A 13,024-nucleotide genomic window follows, 5' to 3' on the forward strand; every position below is an offset into this window, starting at 1 on the left:
CGGATGGTAGCCTTCCTGAAGACGCTGACCGGCGAATACCAGGGCAAGCTGCTGACCAACGACAACTTCCCCGAGACGAAATAAGGCCCATAGCCTCATTTTCAGCCCGACACGTTCCGACGTGCCGGGCTTTTTTTTCATACCGCCGGATCACACCCTCCCCGGCGAAAAAATCCTTCGCCAGGGCTTGGAGTTCCCACAAAAATTACTACCTTTGCTCATGGAGTCACAACCCTCCGGCGACCCGCTCCAGCGAGGGAAAAGAACCGCCCAAAATCGGACTCCAAACCCGAGTTTTACATTTTTCCGAGAATATCGGGCACAAGAAATGAAGCGTCAAACAAGGTTTTGCCGCCTCTTTACAGTGCGTCTTTTTGTGGCATCGGTTAACGTCGTAACTAACAGAAAATTAACGAGTTACAACGCTTTTCTGCATCGGAAAGTTTCTTTTATGCCGATACGGCCTATCAGGACGGAAACTTTCCACCGCCGAGGAATCCAATTTTCACGCAAAAAACGTATCTTTGCACGCAGATAAACCTGCAAACACCATGAACGCAATCACTCGTACCGATTTCACCTTCGAAGGCCAGAAAAGCAAGTATACGGGAAAAGTCCGCGACGTATACGACATCAACGATGAATATCTGGTCATGGTGGTGACCGACCGGATCTCCGCCTTTGACGTGGTCCTGCCCGAAGGAATCCCCTACAAGGGTCAGGTCCTGAACCAGATCGCCGCCAAATTCCTCGACGCCACGGCCGACATCCTCCCCAACTGGAAACTCGCCGTACCGGATCCGATGGTCACCGTCGGCCGCAAGTGTGAACCCTTCAAGGTCGAGATGGTCATCCGCGGATACCTCTCGGGCCACGCCTGGCGTGAATACAAGGCCGGCAAACGCACCATCTGCGGCGTGGAGATGCCCGACGGCATGGTCGAGAACCAGAAGTTCCCCGAACCGATCATCACCCCCACGTCGAAGGCCGCCGAAGGTCACGACGAGGATATCTCGAAAGAGCAGATCATCGCCTCGGGACTCGTCAGCCGCGAGGAGTACGAACAGCTCGAAAAGTACACGCGCGCCATCTACCGCCGCGGTTGCGAAATCGCCGCAAAAATGGGGCTGATCCTCGTCGATACGAAATATGAGTTCGGAAAGAAGAACGGTGTCATCTACCTCATGGACGAGATCCACACGCCCGACTCGTCGCGCTACTTCTACGCCGAGGGGTACGAGGAGCGGCTGGCACGGGGGGAACGGCAGCGCCAGCTCTCGAAGGAGTTCGTCCGCGAATGGCTCATGGCAAACGGATTCCAGGGACAGCCGGGGCAGAAGGTGCCCGAGATGACCCCCGAGATCGTCGCCGGCATCACCAACCGCTATGTCGAACTCTACGAGCAAATCACCGGCGAAAAGTTCATCAAGGCCGAGGCGGCCGATACGCAGACCATCCTGCAGCGGATCGAGAAGAACGTTTCGGAGTGTCTGAAGAGCCTGAACAAATAGCGTACACGCAATAGCGGTCCGATCTACGGACCATTGAGAAGCGGCCACCCTCGGTTGGCCGCTTTTTTATTTTCCGGATCTGCCACCGGGGCCTGCAAGAGGTGAAAGCAGCCAATCCATACACGGGAAGCCGAGATGGTCGCCCGAAACAGTCTCCGATGACGGGAGCGAGGAAGAAGTTTCGTTGCAAAAGCTTGGAATCTTTCGATTTTTTACTATTTTTGCCTCCGATCCTTTTTTTCCAAAACCAACCGAAATGAAAAAACTGTTGTTCATCCTGCTTTTTGCCGCATCGAGCGTCTCGGCAAAGGCTCCCGCAGAGCGATGGCTCGACCCGACCTGCTTCGGAGTCAACCGGGCCCCCATGCGCACGAGCTTCATTGTCTACCCGACCGCCGGGGAGGCCTCGCCCGAAAACACACCCGAACGTTCACCCTTCTACCGTTCGCTCAACGGTGTATGGACCTTCCTGCGTGTTGACCGCCCCGGCGCCGAACCCGAAGGATTCTTCCGTCCCGGAATCGACGACTCGTCGTGGGGCGAGATGCCCGTTCCGGGGCTTTGGGAGATGAACGGATACGGCGATCCGGTCTACACGAACAAACCCTATCCCTGGCACAAGTTCTTCCCGGTGAAGGCTCCGCTGGTCCCCTACGAACAGAACTATACGGGTATCTACCGCCGTACGGTCACCCTTCCCGAGGAGTGGAAGGGCAAGGAGCTCTTCATCCACATCGGGTCGGCCACCTCAAACCTCACCCTCTGGGTCAACGGACACGAGGTCGGATACAGCGAGGACAGCAAACTCGAAGCCGAATGGGAGATCACCCGCTACACGAAACCCGGGCAGGAGAATCTCATCGTGATGCGCATCAACCGCTGGTGCGACGGCTCCTACCTCGAGGATCAGGATTTCTGGCGCATGACCGGCATCGGCCGCGACTGCTACCTCTATGCACGGGACAAGCGACGTCTGGCCGACGTGCGGATCACGCCCGACCTCACGTCGGACTACCGCGACGGAGAGCTGCAGATCCGGATCGCCACCACGCCGGGGATCGGAGCCGTACGGCTCGTCCTGCGCGACGAAGCGGGGGAAGAACTCCTCCGGCGAACCGTCACTCCGCGGCAGAACCGGATCGAAACGTCGTTCGAAGTCAGCAACCCCAGGAAATGGAGCGCCGAAAGTCCCGCCCTCTACACGCTTACGGCCGAGGCCCTCACCCGCGACGGATCAGTGATCGAGGCGGCCGCCTTCCCGGTCGGATTCCGCAAGGTCGAGATCCGCGGCGGGCAGCTGCTCGTCAACGGGCAGCCGATCCTCATCAAGGGGGTCAACCGCCACGAAATGGAGCCCAACACGGGTTATTACGTGACCCGCGAGGAGATGATCCGCGACATCCGCGAGATGAAACGCCTCAACATCAATGCCGTCCGCACGTGTCACTACCCCGACGCCCCCATCTGGTACGATCTCTGCGACCGCTACGGACTCTACGTCGTCGACGAGGCCAACATCGAGTCGCACGGCTACTTCTACCACGACAAGTCGAAGAATCTGGCCGGGAATCCCGACTTTGCCCAGGCTCACCTCGACCGGAACCAGCGCATGGTACACCGGGATTTCAACCACCCGTCGATCATCATCTGGAGCACGGGCAACGAAGCCGGCAACGGCCCCAACTTCGAACGGTGCTACGACTGGATCAAGGCGTTCGACCCCTCGCGTCCGGTCCAGTACGAGCAGGCCTCCTACCACGGCGACTACAACACCGACATCACCTGCCCGATGTATTGGGACTATAACACCTGCCAGCGCTATCTGGACCGGAATCCCGACAAACCGCTCATCCAGTGCGAATACGCCCACGCCATGGGCAACTCGCTGGGCGGATTGAAGGAGTACTGGGAGATGATCCGCCGCGAGCCGCGCTATCAGGGCGGTTTCATCTGGGACTTCGCCGATCAGGCGCTGGCCTGGCGCAGCCCCGAGGGGCGGCTGACGTTCCGCTACGGCGGCGACTACAACGACCGCGACGCCTCGGACAGCACCTTCTGCTGCAACGGCATTCTGGCCAGCGACCGCTCGTGGCATCCCCACGCCTACGAGGTCAAGCACCTCCACCAGCCCGTTCATACCACCCTACGCGATGCGAAAAAGGGCATCGTGGCCCTCTACAACGAGAACTTCTTCACCGATCTCTCGCCCTATCGGCTTCTGTGGGAGGTGTCGGCCGACGGAAAGCCGGTCACAAGCGGCGTGATCGAACGGATCGAGGTTGCTCCCCAGCAGACGAAAGAGATCACGCTGGGATACGATCCGGCACGCATCGAGGCCCTCGACGGCGAACTGCTGCTCACGGTCCGCTACCAGCTCCGCGAGACGACCGATCTGCTCGAGGCCGGTTACGAGGTGGCCGCCGATCAGCTGGTGCTTCGGGCCGACGATCCCGCACGGCGCTTTGCCTCGCTCGAAGCAGGCGCATCCCGCGAGGAGCTCCGCCTCGACGGGGACTCCGTCACGGGCGAAGATTTCACGCTGCGTTTCGATCCCGAAACGGGTTGTCTGATCTCGTACCGGCTTCGCGGCGTAGAGCTGCTCTCCGGAGCGCTGCGTCCGAACTTCTATCGGGCCGCCACGGACAATGATCTCGGCGTTCGTCAGGCCGGGAAGGTCCCCGACAGCCGGATCTGGGCCGAGATCACACCCCGACTCGAAAAGTTCGACCTGACGAAGGAGAATCAACAGGTACGGGCCACGGCACACTATCTGCTGCCGCAGGTCGGTGGACGGCTGACACTCAGCTACCGGATTGCCGAAGACGGTACGATCCGCGTCCGGGAGACGCTGAAGGCCGATTCGACCCGTACGGGAGTAGCCGATCTGATGCGCTTCGGCATGATGTTCGAGGCGCCGGGGATGTTCAACACCCTCTCCTACTACGGACGCGGTCCGATGGAGAACTACGCGGACCGGGCTTCGGCCGCCTTCGTCGGACGCTACGACCAGCGGGTTACCGACCAGTTCCACGCCAAATACGCCAGCCCCCAGGAGTCCGGCACGCGCAGTGGCCTGAGGTGGTGGCGGCTGACCGACGAGACGGGCCTCGGCCTGGAAATCTGCTCCGATCGCCACTTCTCGGCCTCGGCCATCCCCTACTCCATTCCACAGCTCGACAACGGAACGCCGGAGTACCGGCGCCACCCTTCCGAACTGGTCTCCGACGGCCGCACGCATGTCTGCTTCGACCTGATTCAGTCCGGACTGGGATGCGTCAACAGCTGGGGCAAGCAGGCCCGGCCCGAATACCGCATCCCCTACGCAGACCTGCAGTTCGACTTCCTGCTCCGTCCGGTCGGCGTTTCACACTGAGCCGGAGCGCAGCGGCACCGACCGGGGGGGGCGGAGCATACCGGTTCAAAGTCGAACCGGGGGGGGGCTCACGAACGGAGCCACATCTCACTCCCATGAACAAGAGAGGGCGGAGCCTGCAGGCTCCGCCCTCTTTGCATTGAAACAGCGTTGCGGGATCAATCGGCGTCGTGACAGAACCACCCGTCCGAGAAGGGCTGACGCCGGCCCTGCTCATCGACCAGCGCCAGTGTCACACGCCCGCCGTTGTAGTCGAAATAGCGCAGCTCGAAGGGGTGAAGCCCGGCCGAAAGGGCCGCCTGTCCCGTCTTCTCGATCAGCGTATGTTCGCCGTCGTTGTCGATCACCACGCGGCCGTCGATACGCAACAGGCTGCCGTCGTTCGAGGCCAGCGCAAAGGTGTAGATCCGATTCTCCGGCACGCGGATATACCCCCGGAAGAGGATTCCCGTGGCACGGCGCCCCTGCGCCACCTTCGGGAACTGCACCGTATCGACCACACATCCCCCGTCGGCCTTCGCTCCGCCGATGGCATCGCACTTCGGGAAGCGTTTGAAATACCATTCGGCCTGCAGGCCGGGAGCCGTCGCGGCCACCTCGGTCGGAGCCGCAAAGCCGCACTTCTCATAGCGGATCTTCACCCAGTCGCCCGTCCGGCCATCAGGATGGAAGGCCCTCACCTGCAGCAGGGCATCATCATGGAAGGTAATCGGGCCGGTGTAGATCGGCGAAGAGACGGTCGGCACCGATCCGTCGAGCGTATAGCGCAGCGTGGCGCCCGGCAGCGGGCAGGTCACCGTCGAACGCGTCGAGTCGGTGAAGACGCAGAATTCGTGGAAATTCTCCAGCGAGGGGATGCGGTAGTTGATCCCTTCGGCATCGAGCCGCGCGCAGTAGCGCATCACACGCGGCAGCAGCTCCTCCTCGCTGACCCGCTCCTCGGGGCTCCACCCCTTCTCGGCCACGATCAGCAGCCGCGGATAGAAGAGATACTCCGCCCGCGACAACGAAGGCACCTTCTCGGCCCAGACATTGCCCTGAACACCCAGAATGCGGGCCTTCTGCTCCTGCGGAAGCGAATCGGGAACCAGCCGGAAATTGCACGTGCGCTTCAACGAGCCGGCATCCTCCTCGAGCGAGAAGTAGAACCACGTCTGCGGACAAATAATCAGATCGCATCCCTGACGCGTGGCCCTGTCGACCGACTCCGGCACCCACGGGCGCCACCACATGATCGTGGTCGCCGGATCGACCTCGCCCTGCAGGAGTTCGTCCCAGCCGATCATCCGGCGGTCGTGGGCCTCGAAGAAGCGCTGCATGCGGCGGGTGAACCACGCCTGCAGGGCGTGTCCGTCGGCCAACCCCTCCTGGCGCATGCGCGCCTGGCAGCGCGGGCAACGGTTCCAGTTCTTCATGTTGACCTCGTCGCCTCCGATATGGACATACTCATAGGGGAAGAGCTCGAACACCTCCCGCCAGATCTCCTCGCAGAACGCCAGCGCCTCGTCCTTGCCCAGGCACAACGGGGAGGAGAAGGCCTCGCCGCTCCACGTCTCGGGCTCGAAGCAGGTCATCTCCGGATAGTACTCGATGGCCTGCAGGAAGTGGCCCGGCATGTCGATCTCCGGAATGACGTCGATACCCCGTTCGGCGGCATAGGCCACCACCTCGCGGATATCCTCCTGCGTGTAGTAACCGCCGTAGAGCGTATCGGCACCCTCCACGCGCAGGTACTTCTCCGGAATCAGGAAATCGGCATTCTCCTCCCGTGCGGCACGTCCCATGCAGATCGTGTCGTGCTTGTTGAAACGGCGCCAGCCGCCCTTGCCGGCCAGATCGGGATAGGCCTTGATCTCGACGCGCCAGCCCTGATCGTCGGTCAGATGCCAGTGGAACTTGTTGAGTTTCAGCCGGGCCATCTGGTCCAGCATGCTGCAGATATCCTCCTTGTCGAAGAAGTGGCGGCTCACGTCGAGCATCACGCCGCGCCAGGCAAACGCCGGGGCATCCTCCACCTCCACATGCGGAATCACCGCTTCAGTCCTCTCGTCCGCGGGCAGCAGCTGCCGCAGCGTAGCAATGCCGTTGACCACGCCGCGCGGCGATCCGCCCGTGATCCGCACGCCCGACCGCGTGACGGCCAGCCGGTAGGCCTCTTCGGCCAGCGACGCGGTATCGAGCTGCAGGCAGATATCACCCTGCGGGGTCTCCGACAGCGAGGCCGAAGTACAGGGGGCCAGCGCCTGCCTCAGGTAGTCGGCCTGCGGGGTCAGCCGCGGATCGGAGATGCCGATGCGCACCCCGTCCGGAAGGCGGTAGCCGCCCCGTCCCCACTTCACCTGCTGCGGCTGGGGAATCAGCGTGGGGCGCTCCCCGGCCGGTGTCGTCGCACAACCGCCCAGGAACAGAACGGCGGCAAACAAAAACGGTAGGAATCTAAATCGTCTCGTCATGGAATCAGTCTTTGGATTGGAAATCTCCGTTCATGCGCAGGGCCAGCGTATCGTCGTACTGCCGCTGCAGGCGGAGGAGTTCGTCGATCATCCGGGCCCGCTCGCCGGCACACGCCGGATCGTCGTAGCGGTTATGCAACTCGTGAGGATCCGTCTTCAGATCGTAGAGCTCCCAGTGGTCGATGTCGTTGTAGAAATGGATGAGCTTCCAGCGGTTGTCGCGCACCCCGTAGTGGCGTTTGACCATGTGTTCGGCCGGATACTCGTAGAAGTGGTAATAGAGGGCCGGACGCCAGTCGGCGGACTTTTCGCCCCGCAGCAGCGGCAGCAGCGAGCGGCCCTGGATGTCGTCGGGAATCTCCGCGCCGGCCAGTTCGAGGAACGTCGGAGCATAGTCGATGTTCTGCACCAGCAGATCGATGTCGCCCTGCACGCCGCCCGGGAGCCGCATGACCAGCGGCGTATGCATCGACTCCTCGTACATGAAGCGCTTGTCGAACCAGCCGTGCTCGCCGATGTAGAAGCCCTGGTCCGAGGTATAGACCACCAGCGTATTCCCGGCCAGTCCCGTGCGGTCGAGGTAGTCGAGCAGCCGGCCCACGTTGTCGTCCAGCGATTTGAGCGTCTTCAGGTAATCGCGCACATAGCGCTGGAATTTCCACTCGGCACGCTCGCGGCCCTGCGGATTCGTGCGATGGAACTCCGCGATGAGCGGATCGTAGAAACGGTCCCAGGCCGCCCGCTGATCGGGATTCATGCGGCCGATCATCCCCTCGTAGAGCTCCTTCAGCCGGCTCGAATCCGACGTGCGGTACATCTTCAGATCGTAGATCACATCCATGTCGTGGTCCGACGAGATGGACATCTCCTGGGCGGCAGCCGCCGGACGCCCCGCATAATCGTCGTAGAAGGTCTCCGGCAGCGGGAAGGTCCGATCCTCGTAGAGGGTCAGATTGCACGTGTCGGCCATCCAGTTGCGGTGCTGCGCCTTGTGGTGCACGAGCAGGCAGAAGGGCTTCTCGGGATCGCGCTCCGCATCGAGCCACGCCAGCGCCTTGTCCGTGATGAGGTTCGTGATGTAGCCCTCGTTGCGGACCGTGTCGCCCGTCTGCCGGATGAAGTCCGGATTGTAGTAGTCCCCCTGATCGGGGATGATCTCCCAATGGTCGAAGCCCGTCGGGAGGCTCTCCAGATGCCATTTGCCGACGATCGCCGTCTCGTAGCCGGCCTGCTGCAGCAGCTTGGGGAAGGTCTGCTGCGAGCCGTCGAAGACGCACGTCGTATTGTCGTAGAAACCGTTCTTGTGCGAGTGTTTGCCCGTGAGCATGCAGGCCCGGCTCGGACCGCTCAGCGAGTTGGCCACGAAGCTGTTCGTGAAGCGGACTCCCTCCCGGGCTATGCGGTCGAGATTGGGCGTCGAGGCGTAGCGGCGGTCATAGCAGCTCATCATCTGCGCCGTATGGTCGTCGGTCATGATGTAGAGGATGTTCATCGGGCGTGCCGCGGGTTTGCGGTCCGTGCAGCCCGCCAGCGACAGCGTCGCCAATCCGCCCAGGCCCAACAGATAGAGGTCAGTGGTTTTCATGTGATGTTGCGGTATGATTTTCGGGAAAAGGGCGCCGCAGCGCTTCGAGCCGCACGGCGGCGCCCTTCGTCATTCGGGATTCGCAGGGACTCCTATTCGTCCATCTGTTCGGAGTTCTCCACCCACTTCAGCCCCGTGGCCGGGCCGGTGAAGGTTTCGGGCCAGGAGGCGTCGCCGATTCCCGAAGCCGTCGAGTATTGGCACGTTCCGAGATGGCCGTTGCCCGTGGCGTCGTTGAACGTGTAGCCCGAGCCCTCGTCCATCTTCCAGTAGCCGAGCAACCCCTCGCTCTTCGGATCGACATTCGTGGCGTTGTTGGCCAACTGGGCCGCCGTACGGGCCACGTTCCACAGGCGCACCTCGCGGAACGAAATCGTCTGCGTAAAGTAGGACGGCTGCGGCAGCAGCGAGAAGTAGCGGAAGTTGATCGAGGAATTGGGGGCATCCTTCGTGGCCACCTCCGTCCCGTCGAGATACAGATGCATCTTGCTGCCGTCGAAGACAATGGCCACGTGCTGCCAGACCTTGGCCTGATTGGGTGTCGAGGCATCGATGGCCGGCTTGACCATCGAGTTGATCTGCATCCACTTCTTCGGGTTGTTGTTCTCGAAGCGCACCCACATGCGGTTGGCCAGCGAGTGCGACGAGCCCTCCAGACCCACGAGCATCTGGTTGCTCGTCGTCGAGAAGTCCTCCATGTACATCATGAACTCGAAGGTGTAGGCCGTGAAGTTGATATCCGCATCGCCCATGTCGAACATGATCCGGTTCTTCTTCAAACGGTCGCCGGTTTCGACAAACTCCGTATTGAAGAGCGGAACCGGCACGATCCGCTGCCAGTTGCAGATGAGCAGAAACTCCGAAAGGTCATTGAGCAGCCGCATGTTGCCGTCGGTACTGAGCAGCCGCACCGGCAGGGCATAGGTCACACCCGAATCCTTCATCTCCTGGGTATAGGGCAGGATCTCGACCTGCAGCGGAGCCGCCGAGGCCGCACCGGCTGTCACCGATACGGGATCGGCCGGAAGGTTGTAGGCTCCGTCGGGAAGCTGCACGTAGGAGGTGCCGTTCATCTGGTTGTAGCGGGTCAGCACCTCGGGAGCCACCTCGAAGCGGAACGAGCAATCGGCGGCGGCACGATCACCCAGCCGGGCCGTCAGCGTGGTCTGCGCCCCCTCGTCGTTCGAGAACGACAGAAGCTTGCTCGCCGCCCCATAAGCCTCGGCAATGTAGGCGGCATTGTCGATGGGCTGGAATTCGGCGTCGTTGCAACCCGCAACGGCTGCCATCAGAAAGCCTGCCATCAGCCCCTTGCAGGCACGATTCATCCATGTCATTTTCATAGGTCGTTGCTTTTTATCGGTTGGTTTGCGCCGGATTCATCGTCGAGATGATCTGACGGTAGTAGCGGTAGCAGTCGTTCTTGAAGTCGTTCTGCATCTTGTAGGCGCCGACTCCCCCCTTGCGCACACCGGTATAGGGCTCCCAGAGGGCCATGCCCTGCAGCGAGTTGACCTTCGTACCGTCGCTGAGCGTCCAGGTGATGCCGCCGGCCGCCGCAATGGAGGCCGATTCGAAATTCTCGGTCACGATCAGCCGCCGGGTGATCTGCTCGGCGGAGAGCGTCCCGTCGAAGGCCGAGACCACACGGCTCAGACCGTTGTCGAGATTCGTCTGGCTGGAGAGCTTATAGGTCTGCAGGATGAAGTAGTCGAAGCAGTCGATCGTCTCGACGGGCATCGAGTGTACCTCACCGTCGACGATCAGCAGTTTGTCGCTGCCCGACTTGGGTCCCAGACGCCGGCTGCACTCCTCGACAAACCAGTTTACGCGCTGGGCGGGAGTCGTTCCGGCATAGATCTCACCCTGCTCCGGGATCCGGTTGTAATCGTTGACGATGTTGCCGGAGTGTCCGGCATAGCTGGGCTCGAAGTCGATGTCCAGGCCGTCGTATCCGCTGGCCAGCACGGCGTCGACCATGGCATTGGCATACTTGCGGATGGCGGTCTCGATCTCGGCGGCCGAGGCGTCGTCCGTCCACCCCCAGTAGAGGCGCCGCAGACGGATAATCTCGTTGTTGGTGGTCGCTCCGGCGGTCACCTCCTCGGGGGTGACGTTCAGACCGATGTCCGTGAGCAGGGTCGTCACGACAACCCGCGTACCCTTCTTCTCGCGAACGGCCCGCATGTCGGCCTTCTGCTCCTCGCTTGGCGTGAAGGGCGACCAGATGGCCACCAGATCCACACTGTCGGGAATTCCCATCAGGCTCATGGCCGTCGAGGCCGAAACCGGATTCCAGCCATCGAACCAGCCGAAGGCGAGCGAATGGTCCGAAGCCTTGTAAGCCTTCAGATCGGCGTAATAGGAGTCCGGGAGGGACTGCTTCAGATCCCGGGCCTCGGGTTCCGTCCACTCGCTGCATGCGCAGAACAGGACGACAGCCATGGCCGTCATGGCCGAAAATATGTTTTTACGATTCATTTTCATGGTTTTTCAGGTTTTTCAGGTCAGTTTTTCTTTGCCCACCAGACATCGGTCGAGTGTTCGTCCGTGCCGCCCAGCAGCTGAATGCCGCCCTGGAGATTCTCACGGTTGTTGTCGTACTCCGACTGCGGGTAGTGCAGACGCCGCATGCCGCGATCGCTGTCCACCGTTCCCCACATGCTGCCGGCGCTGAGGTTGTCGACCGCCATGAGCATCTTCGGGAAGCCCGTCCGACGGAAATCGGCCCAGGCCTCGTGGCCGATCATGTGGTTGGCGATCCACTTCTGGATGATGATGCGCTCGAGTGCCTGCCCGTCGTCGGCCCAGGCCACCGAGGGGGCCGTACCGAAATCGGACGCATTGTTCCGCCCCAGCGGATCGGTATAGGAGAGCGTGACGGCACCCGTCTGCATGTAGGTGTTGAGCGACGACGAGCAGCCGGCCTCTTCGAACGAGGTCCCGATTCCCTTGTTGTAGAGATTCTCGGCCGTATCGCCCATCGACCAGCCCAGCAGTGCACCCTCGGCGCGCAGGAACCAGCTCTCGGCGGCGTACATCACCGGGACGGGATCCGTCTCGCCGTAGAGCGGATAGGAGAACGCCGTGTAGTCGGTCACGCTCACGTTGTCGATGCCCGAACGGGCTCCGACATAGGGCTGGCCGGCATACCCCGAGGTCGAGAAGTAGGAACTGCGCCGCGGATCGGAGTAGGCGTTCATGTACATCGTGATGTTGGCATTCGAACGCAGGTCCTGCCACGAGGAGCTGGTTGCCTGGGTATAGAAGGGGTTGCGGCGCGACGTGGAGACGAAGTAGAGCGACTGGGCCGTCGTCTCGATCAGACCGTAGGTCTCGCGGGCGGCCACGGCCTCTTCGGCAATCGTGCGTGCCGAGCTCTCCACACCGCTCATGCGGATGGCCATGCGCAGTTTGAGCGTATTGGCAAAACGGATCCACAAACGGACATCACCGGCGTAGTTGCTGATGTCGAAATCCGCGAGCAGCGTCGTATTGCCGGCCGAGACGAAGGTGTAGAGCTCCTCCATGGCGGCATCCAGATCGTCGATCATCGCCAGATAGACGTCGCGCTGGCTGTCATAGGGCACCGAGAAGGTTCCGTTCTGCATCTTCGAGTAGGGAATCGGACCGTAGGCGTCGGTCACGCGGAGCATCGAAGCCACGCGGATGATCTGGGCCAGCTGATAGACGGCCCCTTCGCCCCCGGTGCTCGACAGCACCTGGAAGTAGTTGCCGTAGAAGTTCGAGAAGGTGTTGTTGAAGAGCGGATCGTTGAACGAATCCGAAGGGTTGTAGGTCGAGATGTTCTGACCCTGGTAGGGTTTCACGGCCGAGCAGTAGCCGCCCAGTTCGTCGCCGATCAGGACATCCTGATACTGCGAGGCATTGACCTGGTAGTGGGTCATCCACTCCATCATCGAGGGGAAGAGGATGCCGATACCCACGTTGTCGCCGACGAGATCCTCGTCCGTCGGGCGGTAGGGTTTGGTATTGTACTCTTCGAAGTTACCGGTGCAGGCTGCGGCGGCCAGCAGAGCCACGCCGAGCACCCCGCGTCCGAACAAACGTTTGATTGTATGCTGTTTCATGATTGGTCGGC

General features: G+C 61.5%; 7 protein-coding genes. 2 read left to right on the top strand and 5 right to left on the bottom strand.

Features of this window, described 5'->3' with window-relative positions; genetic code table 11:
- Positions 1-551 precede the first annotated feature (551 nt).
- Positions 552-1,511 (top strand): phosphoribosylaminoimidazolesuccinocarboxamide synthase, encoded by a 960-nt coding sequence (locus PUQ42_RS05705; protein WP_273371815.1) that lies wholly within the window; start codon positions 552-554, stop codon positions 1,509-1,511.
- A gap of 256 nt (positions 1,512-1,767) precedes the next feature.
- The gene (locus PUQ42_RS05710; RefSeq protein ID WP_273371817.1) at positions 1,768-4,884 is read left to right on the top strand and encodes a glycoside hydrolase family 2 TIM barrel-domain containing protein; all 3,117 of its coding nucleotides are present in this window, start codon (positions 1,768-1,770) and stop codon (positions 4,882-4,884) included.
- A gap of 158 nt (positions 4,885-5,042) precedes the next feature.
- Here the strand turns inward: PUQ42_RS05710 and PUQ42_RS05715 are convergent, their stop codons facing one another.
- From PUQ42_RS05715 to PUQ42_RS05735, 5 genes are all read right to left on the bottom strand, one after another.
- The gene (locus PUQ42_RS05715) at positions 5,043-7,307 is read right to left on the bottom strand and encodes a family 20 glycosylhydrolase (RefSeq protein WP_273371819.1); all 2,265 of its coding nucleotides are present in this window, start codon (positions 7,305-7,307) and stop codon (positions 5,043-5,045) included.
- Between the two features lie 34 nt (positions 7,308-7,341).
- Positions 7,342-8,922: a sulfatase family protein gene (locus PUQ42_RS05720; RefSeq protein WP_273371821.1), complete on the bottom strand. Its 1,581-nt coding sequence runs from the start codon at positions 8,920-8,922 to the stop codon at positions 7,342-7,344.
- A 92-nt stretch (positions 8,923-9,014) separates the two neighbouring features.
- Positions 9,015-10,265, bottom strand: a complete 1,251-nt coding sequence (locus tag PUQ42_RS05725; RefSeq protein WP_273371824.1) for a DUF1735 and LamG domain-containing protein — start codon at positions 10,263-10,265, stop codon at positions 9,015-9,017.
- Positions 10,266-10,278: 13 nt separating this feature from the next.
- Positions 10,279-11,409, bottom strand: a complete 1,131-nt coding sequence (locus PUQ42_RS05730; protein ID WP_273371826.1) for a glycoside hydrolase family 18 — start codon at positions 11,407-11,409, stop codon at positions 10,279-10,281.
- A gap of 20 nt (positions 11,410-11,429) precedes the next feature.
- Positions 11,430-13,013 (bottom strand): SusD/RagB family nutrient-binding outer membrane lipoprotein, encoded by a 1,584-nt coding sequence (locus tag PUQ42_RS05735; protein ID WP_122119706.1) that lies wholly within the window; start codon positions 13,011-13,013, stop codon positions 11,430-11,432.
- Between the last annotated feature and the right edge of the window lie 11 nt (positions 13,014-13,024).

The sequence above is a fragment of the Alistipes megaguti genome, from assembly GCF_944320325.1.
In the GTDB taxonomy this organism is placed as follows: domain Bacteria; phylum Bacteroidota; class Bacteroidia; order Bacteroidales; family Rikenellaceae; genus Alistipes; species Alistipes megaguti.